This is a genomic window from Sorangium sp. So ce426 (genome assembly GCF_051475585.1).
GTDB lineage: Bacteria > Myxococcota_A > Polyangia > Polyangiales > Polyangiaceae > Sorangium > Sorangium cellulosum_B.
The window spans coordinates 3,526,835-3,544,314 of record NZ_CP150341.1 but is presented as its reverse complement, the minus strand read 5'-3'; the positions used below and the strand labels follow the sequence as shown (position 1 = coordinate 3,544,314).

Sequence of the window (17,480 nt, the reverse complement as noted above, 5' to 3'; positions counted from 1 at the left end):
GGTCACCGTCACGCAAAAACACATCCGCAGAGCCTTCCCACGCCCGCATGGCGGAGATCGCCGACGAGCACCTCTCGTTCATCGCCCGCTACCTCGCCCGCCTCGGGGTCCGCGCGCAGGACATCGAGGACGTCGCCCAGGAGGTCCTCGCCGGCGCCTACCGTGCGCTGCCGCGGTTCGATCCCAGCCGGGGCACCGTGCGGTCGTGGCTCATGGGCATCGCGACCCACCAGGCGTCGAACCATTTCCGACGGGCCCACCGCCGCCACGAGCGCCTCCGGCCGTTCGACGATCTCGCGGCGCTGCCTGACGTCACCCCCGACTCCGAGCAGCACGCCATCGCGAGGGACCGGCGCTGCGTGCTCGACAAGCTGCTCCAGGAGATGCCCATGGAGCGCCGCTGCGTGTTCATCGCCCATGAGCTCGAGGAGATCGACATGGCCGAGATCGCCCAGCAGCTGTCGATCCCCCTGAGCACCGCGTGGAGCCGGCACCGGCTCGCCTGGGTCGACATCGAGGCGGCGATGCGTCGTTGGCAGGCGCGGCAGCGCGGCCGCGGGCTCGCGCTCATCCCCTTCAGCGCCGGCGCGCTCGTCCAGGAGGCGCGCACGGGAGGCGAGGGCGCGCCGACGTGGCTCACGCGGCTGTACCGCAGCGTCCGCGGGGCGTTCTCTCCGGGGCCATGGAAGCTCCCGATCGAGGGCGGCGCGCCGACGCGGGCAGGCTCGCTCCATCTCGCCGCGAGCATCGCAGTCCCGCTGGCGAGCGCCGCCGCCGTCATCGCGCTCACGCTCGGCGCGCTGCGCGCCGCCTCGACGCCGGCCGCCGCCGGAACGCGCGCCGCGACCGGGCTCGCCATGGCGGCCATGCGGACGCCGCCGCCCCCGCCCGCGCCGCCGCCGCCGTCCCCCGCCGCGCCACCGCTGCCTTCCCCGGCCGCGCTGCCGCGGTCCCCGGCCGTGCTGCCGCCGCCGCCCGGCGCAGCTGCAGCGGCGGACGATCCGCAGGGCGGCCGGATCGCGGCCGCCGGGAACCCGCGAGCGACCGGCGCGGCGCCGCCCGCGCAGAAGGCCGCGCCCCGTCCGTCGGGCGGAGCGACCTTGCCCTCCGCGGGACCGTCTGGGGCGTCGAACGATCAGGAGATCGCCGCCGAGCGCACCCTCATCGACGGCGCGATCACGGCGCTGTCGCGCGGTCGTTATGCGGAGGCGAAGCGCCGGCTGATCGAGCACCGGATGAGGTTCCCGGCTGGCCGCCTCACCGCCGAGAGGAACGCGGCGCTGCGCGCGCTCCGCGCGAGGACGGCAGCCGCCGGGCCCCGCCCGCTGCTCTAGAGCACTGCTCGGATGACAAGGCGTTGAACCGCCGAGGACACCAAGAGAGTGGAGCGCTGGCTCCTATCGACCTCTCGTCCGCCTCTCCTCTCCGAGCCGCCGCAGCACGCGCAGCCGAGAGCTCGGTCGAGGGCGATTCCCCCGTTCAGTTCCCGACGACTTCAGTGCTGCTCTCCTGCACAGGATACCTTCACCAGCCCAGCCGCCGCAGAGCCCTGCTCTTCCCGTCCTTGGCGCCTGGGGGCGAGACGCGGGGGATCGCGCGCGCACAGAAGATCATTTTTCAGAGCTGATGGCTTTTTTTTGAGATGGGAGATCAGCTCCTCCTAATTAAGCGAGCATGGGACAACCGCATCGCACTCTCGCACCGTCGATGCCGCTGGATAGACAGCGGGCCTTCGTCCGGCTCTTTCGGGGGAAGACCTACGACTCCGTATGGAATTGGCTTAGGCGGCTCGGGGTCCCACGCCGTGATCGGCGAGACATCCTCCAGGATGTGTTCCTCGCCGGATACCAGAGCTTCCCGTCCTACGACCCGCTCCGCGCCCGACCGGAGCGGTGGCTCAACAGGATCACGGTCCACGTGGCCGCCCACTACCGCGACCGCGCGCACCACCGGCGCGAAGAGCTGTCCTCCGGCCACGCCCCGCGCCGCGTCGCCGACGAGCGCCCGAACGCCGAGGAGCAGATCGACGCAGAGCAGACGCGCTCCCTCATCCTCTCGCGGCTCAGGTCGCTGCAGGCCGAGGAGCAGCAGATCCTCATCGCGCACGACCTCGAGGGCGTGCCGATGGCGACGGTCGCCGAACAACACGGGATCCCGCTGTCGACGGCGTACAAGTGGCGCACGCGCGCGCTCGCGTCCCTGCGCGCGCTGCTCGAGGAGCCCCGCGCAGAGCGAAGGCAGCAACGACCGCCGCGACCGACGACCGCGAGCGACGTCACCGAGGCGGCGCGCTCGGCGAGCGCCGCACGCTCGGCGAACACCCCACGCCGGACGGCGCTGGCAGAGCGACCCGCCCGCTCGCCCACGGCGGGCACGAAGCGGCCGGCGGCGCCCTGCCGCACGCAGCCGAAGGGCGCCCCGTTCCTGCGGCGACCGGGCGGGGAGCGGGCGCACTCGCCAGCGCGCATATGACCCGGCGGAGACCGCCGGCGCGGTCGGGCCAGCGCTCGCGCGAGCGCCAGCGTGAAGCCCGGATCCGGCGCCCCCCCATGGCCCGATAGCCCGCCCGCGCCAGCGAGACAAATCTTCAGGCCGATCGCAAGACGTACGGGATACGGGATACGGGATACGGGAGTACAGGGCGCCGTGCGACGACCAGAAAGCGCCTCCGGCCCACGCGCGGGTAGTCGGGGCGTATGTCGTCGCGCTATGCTGGAGCCTCAACGATGTACTACTCGACCGACGACCTTCGTATTGCAGGGCTCAGGCCCTTGATCCCCCCCGCGATCCTTATCGAAGAGATCCCCGTCAGCCCCGCGGCCTCCGAGACCGTGGCCTTCACGCGCAAGGCCGCCGAGCGCGTGATCTCGGGCGACGACGACCGGATCATCGTGGTGGTGGGCCCCTGCTCCATCCACGACCCCAAGGCCGCCCTGGAGTACGCCGCGCAGCTCCGGGAGGCGCGCGACCGGCTGAGCGACGATCTGCTCGTGATCATGCGCGTGTACTTCGAGAAGCCGCGCACCACGGTCGGCTGGAAGGGGCTGATCAACGATCCCGACCTCGACGGGAGCTTCTCGATCAACAAGGGGCTCCGCGTCGCCCGCGGGCTGCTCCGCGACATCGCCGAGCTCGGCCTCGCGAGCGCGAGCGAGTTCCTGGACACGATCTCGCCGCAGTTCATCGCCGATTTCATCTCCTGGGGCGCGATCGGCGCGCGCACGACCGAGAGCCAGATCCACCGCGAGCTCGCCTCCGGGCTCTCGTGCCCCGTGGGCTTCAAGAACAGCACCGAGGGCGACGTCCAGATCGCCGTCGACGCCGTGCGGGCCGCGCGCGAGGCGCACCATTTCCTCTCCGTGACGAAGCAGGGGATCTCGGCGATCGTGGCGACGCGCGGCAACGCGTCGTGTCACGTGATCCTGCGCGGCTCGCAGCGCGGGCCCAACTACGCGGCCGAGCACGTCCGCGAGGCGGCCGACCGCCTGACCAAGGCGGGCCTGCCGCGCCGGCTGATGGTCGACTGCAGCCACGGCAACAGCCAGAAGGATCCTGCGCGCCAGAGGATCGTGGCCGAGAGCCTGGCCGACCAGCTGCGCTCGGGCTCGCGGGACATCCTCGGCGTGATGATCGAGAGCCACCTCGTGGGAGGCCGACAGGATCTCGCGCCGGGCAAGCCCCCCACCTACGGCCAGAGCATCACCGACGCCTGCCTCGGCTGGAGCGACACCGTTCCGGTGCTCGAGCTGCTCGCGCAGGCGGTGCGGGACCGGCGCGCCAGCAAGGCGGCGTGAGCCCTCCGCGCAGCGCCCGCGGCCGTGCGTGACGCCTGCCGCCGTGCGTGACGCCTGCCGCCGTGCGTGACGCCTGCCGCCGTGCGTGACGCCTGCCGCCGTGCGTGACGGCGCGGCTGGCGGCGCGACCACCGCTGCGCGCGGCCGTTCCCTTCAGAAAATTTCACCATGAGCACAATCCGCGGCCCGCGGCACGCTGCAGCCACGGCCGCCTGGGTTTCATGCGCCGCGGGTCCGGCGCCGCTGCCGTCCGGGCGAGCGACACGCTATGCCTGCACCCGGGAACGCCGCGGAGGGAGCCGCCATTCTCTCGGAAATCCTCATCATCCTGGCCCTCGTGCTCGTGAATGGCGTCTTCTCGGGCGCCGAGATCGCGATCGTCACGGTCCGCAAGACGCGGCTCGACCAGCTCGTCCAGTCGGGGAGCCGCCGGGCGTGGGCGGTGAAGCGCTTGCGGGGCAACCCGGAGCGCTTCCTCGCCACCGTGCAGATCGGCATCACCGTCGTCGGCGCGACCGCGAGCGCCTTCGGCGGGTCGACCCTCGCGAAGGACCTCGCGCCGGTCCTCCGCGCTGTGCCGTGGGTCGGGGACGCGGCGGACGAGCTCGCGTTCGCCGCGGTGGTCGCGCTCGTCTCCTTCCTGTCGCTCGTCCTCGGCGAGCTCGTCCCGAAGTCGCTCGCGCTCCGCGCCTCCGAGCGGTACGCGATGCTCGTCGGCCCGCCGCTCCGCGGGCTCTCGTCGCTCGCCCGCCCGCTCGTCTGGCTGCTCACGGAGAGCTCCAACCTGGTGCTGAGGCTCTTCGGCGACCGCACGAACTTCGTCGAGGCGCGCCTCTCCCCCGAGGAGATCCAGCAGATCGTCGACGAGGCCGCCGAGGCGGGCTCGGTCGACAAGCGCGCCGGCGAGATCGCGTCCCGCGCCATCGATTTCGCCTGGCTCACCGCGCTCCAGGTGATGCTCCCCCGCGGCCGCGTCGTGGCGCTCCCGCGCGACGCGGCCGCCCCGGAGGTGCAGCGCGCCGTGCTGGAGCACGGCCACACGCGGATGCCGGTCTACGAGGGGTCGAACGACAACGTGATCGGCTACGTCACGATGCCCGAGGTGCTCGCGCTCCTGTGGGGCGACGGGCAGTTCTCGCTGGAGAGCATCCTGCGCCCGGCGTACTTCGTCGTCGGGTCGATGCCGGCCGTCGATCTCCTCGCCGAGCTGAAGCGGCGCCGGCTCCAGCTCGCCGTCGTCGTGGACGAGCAGGGCGGCATGATCGGCATCATCACGATGGAGGACCTCGTCGAGGAGCTCGTCGGCGAGATCTTCGCCGAGAACGAGGCGCACCCGCCCCACGCAGAGACGATCCGGCGCGAGCCGGACGGGTCGGCGCTCGTGCCCGGCGACATGCCGGTCCACGAGGTCAGCCGGCAGCTCGCGATCACGCTGCCGGACGACGTCCGCTGGTCGACGGTCGCGGGGCTCTGCCTGGGGCTCGCCCGGCGCATCCCCGCGCCCGGCGACGTCGTGACGACCCCGGACGGGGCGGAGCTCCACATCGTCGACGCGAGCCCGCGGCAGATCCGCACGGTGCGGGTCCGCATCCCGCCCGCGCATGCGAGCGAGCCCGAGGACGAGGAGCGGCGCGGCGAGGGCTGAGCCGGCGCGACGCGTCAGGACGCCGGGACGGACGCGCCCGGGGGCCTCCGCTGGAAGCGGTCGACCACCACGCAGCGCCGGGCGAGGAGGACGAAGACGACGGCCGCGATCAGGAGGAGCGCCGCGAAGAGAAGAGGTATTGAAGCGCGCCCATGAGCACGTTGAGCGCGGCGACGCCGGCGGTGATCGGGTTGCCCGTGATCGCCGTGCCGGCCGAGCGCCGCGCGGTGCACGCCGCGCACGGGTGGTAATTGGCCTTCGCCGCGTGCTCGTGGATCAACATGGTGTTGATCATGAAGAACGTTGAGATGTTCTTCATCCCACCCTGTGGTCAAGGTGTGCGACGGTGGCAAAACGGCGCGCGCGCCGGCGCAGGCGACGATCGACGATCTGCGCGCGGGATTCAGGCTGCAAGGATTGACATCCTGGAAGGCCATCGTCGTATCCTCCCGGTAGCTCCGCGTTACGACCCCCGTCGTCGGCGACTCTGCCGAGGGAAGGTTCATGGAAAAGCTCAAATCGCGCTTCAGGCTCGCGCCGACGTATACCCTGCTCTGGCTCGCTGCGGCGGCGCTCGCCGCCGTGGCATCGTGTTCGGACGGCGGCCCCAGCACGAGCGCGTGCGTCGCGCCGGAGACGGAGTGCGACGGCATCTGTATCAACACGGGCACGAGCACGAGCCACTGCGGCGCGTGCGGCGTGGCGTGCGGCAGCGACCAGACCTGCCGCGACGGCGCGTGCGTGGACGTGGCCGCGTGCGACGACGGCCTCGCGTCGTGCGGCGACAGCTGCGTCGACACCCAGAGCGACGAGGCGAACTGCGGCCGCTGTAACAACGCCTGCGAGGAGGGGCAGACCTGCGAGGCCGGCGAGTGCCAGGACGAGGGCGGCTGCCCCGGCGGGCGCACCGACTGCGGCGGCACGTGCGTCGACGTCGCGTCCGACCCGAGCAACTGCGGCGAGTGCGGCGCCGCGTGCGTGGACGGCCAGACCTGCGAGTCCGGCGAGTGCCAGGACGGCGAGTGCTCGGAGGGGCTCACCGACTGCGACGGCGCCTGCGTCAACCTCCAGAACGACGCCGGGCATTGCGGCGCGTGCGGCACCGCGTGCACGGACGACCAGACGTGCGTCGCCGGCGAATGCGAGGACGGCTGCGGCTCCGGGCTCACGGCCTGCAACGGCGTCGAGGTCTGCGTCGACCTCCAGACCAACGCCGATCACTGCGGCGAGTGCGGCGCCGCGTGCAACGACTCGCAGGTCTGCCAGTCCGGGGCGTGCGCGTGCACGGTGAGCCCGGGCAACGATCTCGGCAGCGCCGTGCCGCAGATCGTCAACGGCACGACCGCGGGCCAGGCGAACACGTATTCCCCGACGTGCTCCGCCACGAGCGCGGGCGAGCGCATCTACTCGTTCACCGCCGCGACCGCGGGCGTCTACTCGTTCGACAGCACGAACTCCGGCTACAGCGTCGTCCTCGCCCTCCTCGACGCGACGGGGTGCTCCGAGATCGCGTGCAGCGCCGACCCGAGCGCGGTCATCACGGCCGACCTGGCCACGGGCCAGACCGTCTACATCGTGGTCGACGGCGCGGAGGGCGAGGCGGGCACCTTCGAGCTGAGCGTGACGCGGGCGAGCGCGCCGAGCTGCCCTGCGGGCACCCTCGCCTCGTCGGTGCCGCAGACGATCACCGGCAGCACGATCGGCCGACCCAACAGCGTGCGGCCGACCGTGACGACGGCCTGCCGCGACTCGAGCAGCCCCGACGCGGGATACGCGTTCACGGCGCCGGTCGCCGGCGACTACACCTTCGATACGTTCGGATCGGCGTTCGACACGATGCTCCACGTGCACGACGCGACCTGCAGGGGGGCTCAGCTCGCGTGCAACGACGACACGACCGTCGAGCAGTCGGAGGTCACGGTGACGCTCGCGGCGGGTCAGACCGTCGTGGTCGTGGTGGACGGCTCGACCGACACCAGCGACGGCGCGTTCACGCTCAACGTGAAGCGGGCCGTCCCGCCGCCGGTATGCGACGGCTCGGGCACCTGCGGCGACGGCAGCTCGGGGTGCATCCAGTGCGCGTTCGACACCAGCTGCGAGGACGAGCTCTCGGCGTGCACGGAGAGCACCGCGTGCATGGAGTACGTGAGCTGCTTCCGCACGTGCGACACGGATGCCTGCAAGGCGGCCTGCAGGACGGCAGACTCGGCCAGCGCGGCCCTCTACGACGCGATGCTCCAGTGCGCCCTCTGCGACGTGTGCCGGAACGATTGCAGCGGCTCGTCGGAGGTCGTGTGTCGCTGAGCGAGCGGGTGAAATAGAAACGCTGCGTCACCCGTGTTACGAACGGGATGATGCAGCGCATCCTCCACGGCCACTTCTGGACGGTCGCTCCCTGGCTCAAGCATCAGATTCACGCCCCGCGGCTCGCTCCGTCTTCCCCCTTCTCGGTCCACGTCGATGAGACTCCTGCCGGGCCCGTCCGGCTGCTCGGCAGGATCCGCCACCGAGAAGACGCGGGCTCGCTCCTCGTCGTCGTCCACGGGCTCGGCGGTACGAGCGAGAGTTATTATGTGGTCGAGGCCGCCCAGAGGGCCGAGCGCGCGGGGCTCGCCTGCCTGCGCATCAACCTGCGCGGCGCCGGGGGCGACGGAGACGACATCTACCACGCTGGCCTGTTCTCCGATCTCCACGCCGCCATCACCTCCCCCGAGCTCGACCGGTACGAGCGCGTGCTCGTCCTCGGCTACTCGCTGGGCGGGCATATCGCCCTCCGTTACGCGGCGTCGGGCGCGCTCGACGGGCGCGTCCACGCCGTGGCGGCCGTCTGCCCGCCGCTCGACCTGGAGCGGGCCGTCGCCGCCATCGATCAGCCCGAGCGGTGGGTTTACCGCAGGCACGTGATGTCCGGGCTGAAGGAGATGTACACCGCCGTCGCCTCGCGCCGCGCCGTGCCCGTGCCCCTCCAGGAGGCGCTCGCCATTCGCACGATCCGCGAGTGGGACCGGCGCATCATGACGCGACGCTTCGGCTACCAGAGCGCGGAGGCCTACTACGCGAGCGAGAGCGCCGCGCCGCGCCTCCGCGACATCGCCGTCCCGTCGCTGATCGTCGCGGCGGAGGCCGACCCGATGGTGCCGCTCGACACGGTGCGGCCGGCGATCGAGGCCCACCCGCGCTCGCCGCTGCTCGACGTGCAGTGGCTCCGGCACGGCGGGCACGTGGGCTTCCCGCGGACGCTGAGCCTCGGGTTCGGGGCGGCGCCGGGCCTCGAGTCCCAGGTCATCCACTGGCTCACGAGGCATTGACCCGCGGGCGCAGGCCCGCCCGTGCCCGCGGCGCTCTGGCCCGGGCTCCCCGGGGCGCAGGAGCGCGATCGGATCACCGCGCGGCCGCGGCGCGGCGGCGTCACCCGCGCGGCGCGGCGGGCGTCAGCGCATAGACGTCGACGTCCACGCCCGGGCTATAGAGCACGTGCGGCGCCCCCGCCGGGGCGGGCAGGCCGGCCGCGGCGACGACGCTCTCCTCGACGTGGGTCACCTCGGCCCGGTGGAGCGGATAGGGCGCGTGGTGCACCTGCCCGATCCTGAGCGCGCCGCCGCTCGCGGCGAACAGCAGGTAACGCTCGGCCAGGAAGTGCTCGAAGGTCCCCGGCGCCGCGGCGCCGCCGTCGATCGCCGCGCCGACGCGATAGCGCGCCTCGAAGCGCGCAGGCACGGGGCCCGGCCAGCGCCGCTCGCTGCGGTAACGGACCTCCCCGTCCCTCGACTCGAGATCCATCGAGGCGTGGTGATAGGGCAGGTGCCAGCCGACCCGGGCCGCGACGACCGCGATCGCCTTGGCCGCGTCCAGGCTGAAGAACCAGACGCCCGGCGCGCGCCCCTCGTGGTGGACGTAGGTGCGGACGTTGAGCTCGTGGAAGTTCGAGATCCCGGGCACGCTCGGCGACCACCAGGGGCTGACGTCGCGCATGGTGAAGGCGACGACGCCGACGTACGCCCTGCCCTCGAAGGTGTCGAGTTCGAGCGCGGGCGGCACGACGGCGCGCAGCGCGGCGATCGGCGTCTCCCAGTGCAGGAAGAGCAGCTCTCTCCAGCGCTGGAAGCCCGCCGGGCGGCCAGGGGGGCGGAGCGTGGGGGCGATTCGATCCACGGCGACCTCAGCATAGGACGGCGCGGTCAAAAGATCTCCTCTCGCGGCGGGCAATGGCATGGGGATATCCTGCGCGCGGGCCGAACGGGCACGGAGCGGAGGCAGGATGAAGAAGCTCATCAATGCGCCGGACGATCTCGTCGATGAGGCGCTCGAGGGGATGGCGCTCGCGCACGCCGAGCTCCTCCGGGTGAACGCCGCGCCGCGCTTCGTCACGCGCGCGGAGGCGAAGGACAAGGGCAAGGTCGCGCTGCTCTCCGGCGGCGGCAGCGGGCACGAGCCGCTGCACGCCGGGTTCGTCGGGCGCGGCATGCTCGACGCCGCCTGCCCCGGCGCCGTGTTCACGAGCCCGACGCCCGACCAGATCTTCGAAGCCACGCGGGCAGTCGACGGCGACGCCGGCGTGCTCCACATCATCAAGAACTACACCGGTGACGTGATGAACTTCGAGATGGCCGCCGAGCTCGCGCGCGAGGCGGGAATCCCGGTGGAGGGCGTGCTCGTGAACGACGACGTGGCGGTCGAGGACAGCCTGTACACGGCCGGACGGCGCGGCGTGGGGACGACCGTCCTCGTCGAGAAGATCTGCGGCGGCGCCGCCGAGGCGGGCCGCCCGCTCGAGGAGGTGGCGGCGCTCGGCCGGCGGGTCAACGCGCATGGCCGCAGCATGGGGGTCGCGCTCTCCGCCTGCACGGTGCCGCACGCCGGCAAGCCGTCGTTCGAGCTCGGCCCGGGCGAGATGGAGGTCGGCATCGGCATCCACGGCGAGCCCGGCCGGCGGCGGGCCAAGCTGGAGCCGGCCGACCGGGTGGCCGAGATCCTGATGCAGCCGATCCTCGACGACCTGCCGTTCGAGCCGGGCGACGACGTGCTGCTGTTCGTCAACGGCATGGGCGGGACGCCGCTCCTCGAGCTCTACGTCGTGTACCGCAAGGCGCGCGCGATCGCGCAGGGGCGCGGCCTCAAGGTCGCGCGCAGCCTCGTGGGGTCGTACATCACGTCGCTCGAGATGGCCGGCGCGTCGGCGACCCTGCTCAAGCTCGACGACGAGATGCTCCGCTGGTGGGACGCGCCGGTGCACACGCCGGCGCTGCGCTGGGGGACCTGAGCCATGGACGCCTTGAACGGCGCGCACATCGCGGCGTGGATCGAGCGCGCGGCCGACGTCATGGAGCGCGAGAAGGCGCTCCTGACCGAGCTCGACGCGGCGATCGGCGACAGCGACCACGGCGTCAACATGGCGCGCGGCTTCACGGCGGCGCGCGCCCGGCTCGGCGACCTCGATCACGGCGACGTCGGCGCGCTGCTGAAGGGCGTCGGGATGATCTTGCTGTCGACCGTCGGCGGGGCGAGCGGCCCGCTCTACGGCACGCTGTTCCGCGACGCGGGCCAGCGGGCGGCCGGCGCCGCGGCGCTCGATCTCGCGGCCCTGGCCGGGTGCCTCGAGGCGGGCCTCGACGGCGTGAAGCGGCGAGGCAAGGCGTCGCCCGGCGACAAGACGATGGTCGACGCGCTCTCCCCCGCGGTCGACGCGCTCAAGGCCGCGCTGAGCGCGCCGGCGCCCACGGGCGACCCGGCGCGCTCCCCGCTCATGGACGGGCTCGCCCGCGCCGCCGAGGCGGCGCAGGCCGGCGCGCTCGCGACCGTGCCGCTCATCGCTCGCAAGGGCCGGGCGAGCTACCTCGGTGAGCGCAGCGCTGGGCACCAGGACCCCGGCGCCACGTCGTGTTCGCTCTTGCTGCGGAGCCTGGCCGCGACGGCAGGCGTATGAGCGGAGCGGCGGGCCGCGTCGGGCTCGTCCTGGTCTCGCACAGCCGGCAGCTGGCCGAGGCCACCGAGGCGCTGGCCCGCCAGATGACCGGCGAGGCGGTCGCCATCGCATGCGCGGCGGGCGCGGGCGACGGCGGCGCGGAGCTCGGCACCGACGCGACCGCGATCGCCGCGGCGATCGAGCGCGTCTGCGGGCCGGCCGGCGCAGTCGTGCTGATGGACATCGGCGGCGCGATCCTGAGCGCCGAGACGGCGCTCGAGCTCATCGATCCGGCCATCGCCGCGCGCACGCGCCTCACCGGCGGGCCGATCGTGGAAGGGGCGATCGCGGCCGCCGTGCGGGCTGCGGCGGGTGGCAAGCTCGATCAGGTCGCCGCGGAGGCGCGGCAGGCGCTCGTTCCGAAGGCCGAGCAGCTCGGCGAGGCGGAGCGCCCCGCGTCGGCGGCGGTGGCCGCGACCGACGCGGGCGCGCCGGCCGCGACGGTCGAGCTCGCGATCGCCGATCCGGGCGGCCTGCACGCCCGCCCCGCCGCGCGGCTCATCACGCGCGCGGTGACCTTCGACGCGGCGATCACCCTGGAGAACGTGACGGCCGCGCGCGGTCCGGTGCCGGCCTCGAGCCTGATCGCGCTCGCGTCCCTCGGGGCGCGCCGGGGCGACGTGCTGCGCTTGCGCGCGACCGGGCGGCAGGCGGCCGAGGCGGTCGAGGCGCTCGCCGCGCTCCTGCAGCGCGACGCGCCACCGGCCGCGCCCACGGCGCCCCTCGCGTCGTGCCACGCCATCCCCGTCGCGCCCGGCGTCGCCCTCGGCCCCATGGTCCGGCTCGTGCGGTCGACGCCGGAGGTCCCCGAGACCACGGTCGACGATCCTGCGGCCGAGTCCGAGCGGCTGCGGCGGGCGCTCGATCTGGCAGCGCAGGACCTCGGCAGCGCGCTGCGCGGCACCGACATCCTCGACGCCCACCAGGCGCTGCTCTGCGACCCGGCGCTCGTCGACGAGGCGATCTCGCGCATCGAGCGGGAGCGCTGCAACGCCGCCTGGGCCTTCCGCCAGGCGATCGACGCCGCGGCCGCGATCTACCGGCAGCTCGACGACCCGTACCTGCGGGCGCGCGAGGCCGACGTTCACGACGTGGGCGACGCCGTGGTGCGCGCCCTGCTCGGCGGCGCCGCGGCGGTGCTGCCCGACGGGCCGCCGGCCGTCGTCGTGGCCGAGGACCTCACGCCGTCGGAGGCCGCGCGGCTCGATGCGGGGCGGGTGCTCGGCGTCATCGACCGGCGCGGCGGTCCCACCTCGCACGCGGCCATCCTGCTGCGGAGCGCCGGCATCCCCGCGGTCGCCGGGGCCGCGGCGCTGGTGCCTGACGCTGGAGGCGCGCGCGCCGGCCTCGACGGCGCGACAGGCGAGGTGTGGCTCGACCCGGATCCCGAGACAACGATCGAGCTCCAGCGGCGGCAGGCGGCCCTCCGCGCGTCACGGCGGCCGCCAGGCGCCCGGGACGGCCGGTTGCGCCTCGCCTGCGGCCGCGAGGTCGAGCTCTGGGCGAACGTGGCTGGCCCCGCGGACGCGCGCGCCGCGCGCGAGGCGGGCGCCCTCGGGATCGGGCTCCTGCGCACCGAGATGCTGTTCCTGGACCGCGTGGACGAGCCTGGCGAGGACGAGCAGGCGGAGCTGCTCGCGGAGATCTTCGCGGCGTTCGCCGGCGCTCCGATCGTGGTCCGCACGCTCGACGCCGGCGGGGACAAGGCGCTGCCGTACCTCGAGCTCGACGCCGAGACGAACCCCAGCCTGGGCGTCCGCGGCGTCCGCCTCTCCCTCGCGCGGCCGGCGCTGCTCGAGGCGCAGCTCCGCGCGATCCTGGTCGCGGGGCGCGGCCATGACATCCGGGTGCTGGTCCCGATGGTCTCGATCGCCGCGGAGGTGAGCGCCGTGCGCGCCGCGCTGGAGCGCGCGCACGAGGCGCTCGCGGCGACGGGCGCGGCGCACCGCTGGCCCGTGGCCACGGGCATCATGGTCGAGGTGCCGTCGGCGGCGCTCATGGCGGAGCGCCTCGCGCGCCAGGCGGACTTCTTCAGCATCGGGACCAACGATCTGACGCAGCACACGCTGGCGGCCGAGCGTGGTCACCCGCGGCTGCACGCGCTCGCGGATCCGGCGCACCCGGCCGTGCTGCGGCTCGTGCGCGGGGTGGTGGAGGCGGGGCACGCCGCGAAGCGGCCGGTCTCGGTGTGCGGCGAGGCCGCCGGCGATCCCGGCGTCGCGCCGCTCCTCGTCGGGCTCGGGATCACGCGCCTCAGCATGGGCGCCTCCGCGTTCGACGCGGTGGAGGACGCGCTCGCCGGCGCCTCGTTCGCCGATCTCGCCGCCATCGCCGAGGCGGCGCTCGCGGTCGACGACGCGGCGGCGGCCCGCGCAGCCCGCGCGGCGGCGCGGCGTCCGGGCTGACGTCGGTGCCGTGACGGAGCGGCCGGACGCCTGGCCAGGGACCGCCAGACGTCTGGCCAGTCCGGCGCCCGACCTCCCGAGCGATCCGGCCCGCGACCGCCGATCGCCGCTCGCTACAGCGCCCCCGCCGGCGCGGCGCCCTCGTGCGCGGAGCGCGCGGTGGTGTCGCCCGAGGGCTGATTTGCCCGCGCCGGGCGTCCCAGCAGGCACGCGCCCTCGCCGGGCAGCTCCGTCGCCGCGTCGCACGCCGCGAGCTCCCAGCCGGTCGCCTGTTCGGCGTCGGTCCCGGTGAGGTCGGCACCTCGGAGGTTGGCGGCGGTCAGATCGGCGGCCGCGAAGGTCGACTCCATCAGCGCGGCGCCCGAGAGGTCCGCCCCGGCGAGGCGCGTGTTCCGGAAGCTGCTCTGGCCGAGATCGGCTCGGGAGAGATCGAGCCCCGACAGATCCAGCCCCTCGAAGCTGCGGTGACCGCTCCGCGCGAGGAGGCGTACCGCGGTGGACCGTTGCGCGGCGTCGCCCGAGGCGAGCGTGGCGCGCAGCCGGAAGACCGCGAGGCGCGACGGATCGAGGCCGTAGACGAGCGTCGCGGCGAACGCGGCGAGCACGAGGCGGGCGCCCAGGGAGCGCGCGGCGTTGCGTTCGGCGCCGACAAGAGGCAGCGCGAAGGTCAAGAGCGCCGCGCCCAGCGCGCTGCCGGCGTGCGCTGCCAGGAGGAGGCCGCGCGGAGGGATCTTCGTCAGGGCGACGGCGGCCGCGAGGACGAGGAGCAATGCGCCGCCGGCGAGCGCGAGGCGCAGCTCGGTCGACCGCGCGAGCTCGGGCGCGCCCGGCGCCCTCCGAGGGCCACCGGACACGGCAGCGCGGCGGACCGCCGGAGGCTCGCGCTCACCGGCAGCGCGGCGCGGGGCGCTGATCGCCACGCCCTGGCGGGGAACGTCGTTCGCGGGGGGCATCCGCTGCGACTCGGGTATCCGCTGCGACTCGGGTGGCGCCGAGATCCGCTGCGACGACCACGCCGCCTCCATCCGCCGCGAGTCCGGCGCCGCCTCCATCCTCCGCGAGTCTGGCGCCGCCTCCAGCCGCCGCGAGTCCGGCGCCGCCTCCAGCCGCCGCGAGTCCGGCGCCGCGGGGCGACGGCTCCGCGCTGCGCTCTCGGGGACCGCGTCGGCGCTCGCGAGGGCGTCGCGCAGCGGCGAAGGGAACGAGGCGATGTCGTCGAACGACGCGCCCGCGCTCGCCAGCGCCAGGATGGCCTCCTCGTCGAAGCCAGAGCGCGCGCACGCCGACGGATCGACGCGCGCGCCCACGAGCGAGCCCGCCGAGGAGAACGAGCGCGGGAGCTTGGCCCCGCGCAGATCCGCGGCCGCGAGCAGCGCCCCGCCGAGCAGCGCCCCCGAGAGATCGGCCCAGCGCAGGTCGGCCCCGGTGAGGTCGGCGTTGACGAGCGACGCGGCGTCGAGCCGCGCCCCCCCGAGGTTCGCGCCGGTGAGCTTGGCGCCGTCGAGGCGCGCGCCCGCGAGGTTCGCGCCCTGGAGGTCGGCGCAGCGCAGGTGCGCGGCCGCGAGGTCCGCGCCCGGGAGCTCGATGGCGGTGCTCTCGCCGCCGCGGCGCGACGAGAGGGCACCGAAGAGCGTGTGGAGAGCTGCGGTGTCCATGGCGGCGCCGCCTACTCGTCCGGGTCGATGGTGCCGATCGTGCTCGCGAACACCACCTGCCCGTCCTTCATGTAGCCGTCCAGCGCGAACCACGCGTGCGTATTGTCCCCGTCGAGGTCGCCTCGCGCATAGGCGGCCCACCTGCGATCCACCGGCACGTCCTCCGGGAAATGGTTGACGGAGACAGGCATGGGAGAGCCACCGAGTCGATATCGATACTGGTACGACTGAGGGTGGCTGACCGCGAACGCAAGGCACTTCCAGCCAACGGTCGGACTCCCGGTGTTGTAGTCCACCCCCGGGCTGGGATCGGGCTGATATTTCTGCCCCTGGACACGATAGAACGCGTTGGGCACGGTGACCGCATCGCTGCACAGCGGCTGGACCGGCGCGGTGCCCGACATCGCCTGGAGGCGCTCGGCCGAACCGACGACGGCCCTGGCGATGCCGCCGACCGTCTGCTTGGCCTCGGCCGATTTGGCGAGCACGAGGTACCTGGACACCCCCTGGGTCCCCAGGGCGGCCAGGATCGCCACGACCCCGCCCGCGACCATCACCTCGACGAGCGAGAAACCTCGTTGACCTCGCCCTCGCGCCGCCCACTCCACGCCAGGTCGAAAATTTCTTGCCACGATACAACTATATACCGGGGCTGTTCATCGATAAACAAGCACAACCCAGGGCGCTCCGGGCCATGGAGCGCTGTTTGGTCGGGGGTTGTGGGGATTGTGGTCGAGCGGCCGGCGCGACGCCCACGTAGGCCACGGAAGAAGCGATGGGGCGGCGCGGTGAGCGAGGGTGGGCGGTGAGCTCAGGCGCGGGGGCCAGCGGTCTTGGGCGGCGGATCCCCCGCGAGGAACGCTTCGAGCGCGTCGGCGATGCGCTCGCCGGTCTTGCCGTCCCATCCCTCGGGCACGGAGCCTCGCTTGGCGCGGCCGTCGAGGATGGCGTCGACCTCGCGCGCGATGAGCGCGGCGTCGAGCCCGACGACGATGTTCGTGCCCTGCGTCACGGTGATGGGCCGCTCGGTGCCCTGACGCATCGTGAGGCACGGGATCCCGAGCGCGGTCGTCTCTTCCTGGATGCCGCCGGAGTCGGTGGCGACGAGCAGCGCATTGCCCATCACGGTCACGAAATCGTCGTATCCGAGCGGCTCCATGATCCGGAGCCCCTTCGTCTCGCGGAGGCGCGCCGACAGCCCGAAGGACTCGGCGCGGGCGACGGTGCGCGGGTGGACGGGGAACACGGTCGGCAGGCGCTGCGCGATCGCCTCGAGCGCGTCGAGCGTCTCGGCGAGCCGCTCGGCGCTGTCGACGTTGGCCGGGCGGTGGAGCGTCGCGATCGCGTACTTCTTCGGCTCGAGCCCGAAGCGCGAGAGCGCGTCCGTCTGGCGCTTGAGGGCGTAGTGGACCGAGTCGATCATCACGTTGCCGACGAACCGGATTCGCTCGGGCGGGATGCCCTCCGCGAGCAGGTTGGGGTGGGCGTCGTGAGAGGGGGTGAGCAGGAGATCGGAGAGCTGGTCGGTGAGGACGCGGTTGATCTCCTCGGGCATCGTCCAGTCGCGCGAGCGCAGCCCGGACTCCACGTGGACGACGGGAATTCCGAGCTTGGACGCCGCGAGCGCGCCTGCGAGCGTGCTGGTGACGTCCCCGACGACGACAACGACCTTGGGCCGGTGCTCGATCATGTCGGCCTCGGCGCCGACGAGGACCGCCGCCGTTTGCTGGGCGTGCGAGCCGCCGCCTGCCTTGAGCGTGTGATCCGGCGTCGGCAGGCCGAGATCCCGGAAGAACACATCGCTCATCGTCGTGTCGAAGTGCTGCCCCGTGTGGAGCAGCCGCATCGGCAGGCGGCGCGCCTTGAGGGCGCGGCAGATGGGGGCGAGCTTCATGAAGTTCGGGCGCGTCGCGGCGACGAGGTAGATCATCTCGACCGAGGATGATGCCGTGGTACCCGGCGCAGCACCAGCGTTTTGACGGAGCCGCGGGCGCGGCCGGCGCGCGATATCGTCGCTGC

14 protein-coding genes are annotated in these 17,480 nt (G+C 73.5%); 9 read left to right on the top strand and 5 right to left on the bottom strand.

All coding sequences use genetic code 11. The features are described 5' to 3' along the window. Positions 1 to 47 precede the first annotated feature (47 nt). The 4 genes from WMF44_RS13510 (at position 48) to WMF44_RS13495 (ending at position 5,439) form a co-directional block, all read left to right on the top strand. Positions 48 to 1,334: an RNA polymerase sigma factor gene (locus WMF44_RS13510; protein WP_437299533.1), complete on the top strand. Its 1,287-nt coding sequence runs from the start codon at positions 48 to 50 to the stop codon at positions 1,332 to 1,334. A 340-nt stretch (positions 1,335 to 1,674) separates the two neighbouring features. After that, positions 1,675 to 2,472, top strand: coding sequence for an RNA polymerase sigma factor (locus WMF44_RS13505; protein WP_437299532.1), 798 nt, complete (start codon positions 1,675 to 1,677; stop codon positions 2,470 to 2,472). Positions 2,473 to 2,726: 254 nt separating this feature from the next. Next, on the top strand, positions 2,727 to 3,794 hold the full coding sequence (locus tag WMF44_RS13500; protein ID WP_437299531.1) for a 3-deoxy-7-phosphoheptulonate synthase: 1,068 nt from the start codon (positions 2,727 to 2,729) through the stop codon (positions 3,792 to 3,794). 268 nt (positions 3,795 to 4,062) lie between these two features. After that, positions 4,063 to 5,439, top strand: a complete 1,377-nt coding sequence (locus tag WMF44_RS13495; RefSeq protein WP_437299530.1) for a hemolysin family protein — start codon at positions 4,063 to 4,065, stop codon at positions 5,437 to 5,439. Between the two features lie 109 nt (positions 5,440 to 5,548). On the opposite strand, the gene WMF44_RS13490 is transcribed toward WMF44_RS13495, so the two are convergent. After that, positions 5,549 to 5,758, bottom strand: coding sequence for a hypothetical protein (locus tag WMF44_RS13490; protein WP_437299529.1), 210 nt, complete (start codon positions 5,756 to 5,758; stop codon positions 5,549 to 5,551). 185 nt (positions 5,759 to 5,943) lie between these two features. Here WMF44_RS13490 and WMF44_RS13485 point away from each other — a divergent pair, with 185 nt between their 5' ends. Next, complete coding sequence (locus WMF44_RS13485; RefSeq protein ID WP_437299528.1) at positions 5,944 to 7,743, top strand: MXAN_6577-like cysteine-rich protein; 1,800 nt, start codon at positions 5,944 to 5,946, stop codon at positions 7,741 to 7,743. A gap of 47 nt (positions 7,744 to 7,790) precedes the next feature. Further along, the gene (locus WMF44_RS13480) at positions 7,791 to 8,747 is read left to right on the top strand and encodes a YheT family hydrolase (protein WP_437299527.1); all 957 of its coding nucleotides are present in this window, start codon (positions 7,791 to 7,793) and stop codon (positions 8,745 to 8,747) included. Positions 8,748 to 8,847: 100 nt separating this feature from the next. On the opposite strand, the gene WMF44_RS13475 is transcribed toward WMF44_RS13480, so the two are convergent. Beyond that, positions 8,848 to 9,591, bottom strand: coding sequence for a YqjF family protein (locus tag WMF44_RS13475; RefSeq protein ID WP_437299526.1), 744 nt, complete (start codon positions 9,589 to 9,591; stop codon positions 8,848 to 8,850). 106 nt (positions 9,592 to 9,697) lie between these two features. On the opposite strand from WMF44_RS13475, the gene dhaK reads away from it, so the two are divergent. From dhaK to ptsP, 3 genes are read left to right on the top strand one after another with little or no spacing between them, the layout of a single operon-like run. Then, complete coding sequence (gene dhaK, locus WMF44_RS13470) at positions 9,698 to 10,699, top strand: dihydroxyacetone kinase subunit DhaK (protein ID WP_437299525.1); 1,002 nt, start codon at positions 9,698 to 9,700, stop codon at positions 10,697 to 10,699. A 3-nt stretch (positions 10,700 to 10,702) separates the two neighbouring features. After that, positions 10,703 to 11,362 (top strand): dihydroxyacetone kinase subunit DhaL, encoded by a 660-nt coding sequence (gene dhaL, locus WMF44_RS13465; protein ID WP_437299524.1) that lies wholly within the window; start codon positions 10,703 to 10,705, stop codon positions 11,360 to 11,362. Next, a complete protein-coding gene (ptsP, locus tag WMF44_RS13460; protein WP_437299523.1) occupies positions 11,359 to 13,806 on the top strand; it encodes a phosphoenolpyruvate--protein phosphotransferase in 2,448 nt (815 codons plus the stop codon). Before dhaL ends, ptsP begins: the two co-directional genes overlap by 4 nt. Before the next feature lie 113 nt (positions 13,807 to 13,919). Here the strand turns inward: ptsP and WMF44_RS13455 are convergent, their stop codons facing one another. The 3 genes from WMF44_RS13455 to wecB form a co-directional block, all read right to left on the bottom strand. Further along, positions 13,920 to 15,461, bottom strand: coding sequence for a pentapeptide repeat-containing protein (locus WMF44_RS13455; RefSeq protein WP_437299522.1), 1,542 nt, complete (start codon positions 15,459 to 15,461; stop codon positions 13,920 to 13,922). An 11-nt stretch (positions 15,462 to 15,472) separates the two neighbouring features. Continuing rightward, entirely contained in the window at positions 15,473 to 16,093 is a 621-nt protein-coding gene (locus tag WMF44_RS13450; protein ID WP_437299521.1) for a pilin, read from the bottom strand. 179 nt (positions 16,094 to 16,272) lie between these two features. Further along, positions 16,273 to 17,391, bottom strand: a complete 1,119-nt coding sequence (gene wecB, locus WMF44_RS13445) for a non-hydrolyzing UDP-N-acetylglucosamine 2-epimerase (protein ID WP_012235118.1) — start codon at positions 17,389 to 17,391, stop codon at positions 16,273 to 16,275. Positions 17,392 to 17,480: the final 89 nt, after the last annotated feature.

Excerpts from the sequence above, each read along its gene's own strand:
- WMF44_RS13510 (WP_437299533.1), top strand. The coding sequence starts at position 48 with ATGGCGGAGATCGCCGACGAGCACCTCTCGTTCATCGCCCGCTACCTC.
- dhaK (WP_437299525.1), top strand. The coding sequence starts at position 9,698 with ATGAAGAAGCTCATCAATGCGCCGGACGATCTCGTCGATGAGGCGCTC.
- WMF44_RS13480 (WP_437299527.1), top strand. The coding sequence starts at position 7,791 with ATGATGCAGCGCATCCTCCACGGCCACTTCTGGACGGTCGCTCCCTGG.
- WMF44_RS13505 (WP_437299532.1), top strand. The coding sequence starts at position 1,675 with ATGGGACAACCGCATCGCACTCTCGCACCGTCGATGCCGCTGGATAGA.
- WMF44_RS13500 (WP_437299531.1), top strand. The coding sequence starts at position 2,727 with ATGTACTACTCGACCGACGACCTTCGTATTGCAGGGCTCAGGCCCTTG.
- WMF44_RS13485 (WP_437299528.1), top strand. The coding sequence starts at position 5,944 with ATGGAAAAGCTCAAATCGCGCTTCAGGCTCGCGCCGACGTATACCCTG.
- WMF44_RS13455 (WP_437299522.1), bottom strand. The coding sequence starts at position 15,461 with ATGGACACCGCAGCTCTCCACACGCTCTTCGGTGCCCTCTCGTCGCGC.
- dhaL (WP_437299524.1), top strand. The coding sequence starts at position 10,703 with ATGGACGCCTTGAACGGCGCGCACATCGCGGCGTGGATCGAGCGCGCG.
- ptsP (WP_437299523.1), top strand. The coding sequence starts at position 11,359 with ATGAGCGGAGCGGCGGGCCGCGTCGGGCTCGTCCTGGTCTCGCACAGC.
- WMF44_RS13490 (WP_437299529.1), bottom strand. The coding sequence starts at position 5,758 with ATGAAGAACATCTCAACGTTCTTCATGATCAACACCATGTTGATCCAC.
- wecB (WP_012235118.1), bottom strand. The coding sequence starts at position 17,391 with ATGATCTACCTCGTCGCCGCGACGCGCCCGAACTTCATGAAGCTCGCC.
- WMF44_RS13495 (WP_437299530.1), top strand. The coding sequence starts at position 4,063 with ATGCCTGCACCCGGGAACGCCGCGGAGGGAGCCGCCATTCTCTCGGAA.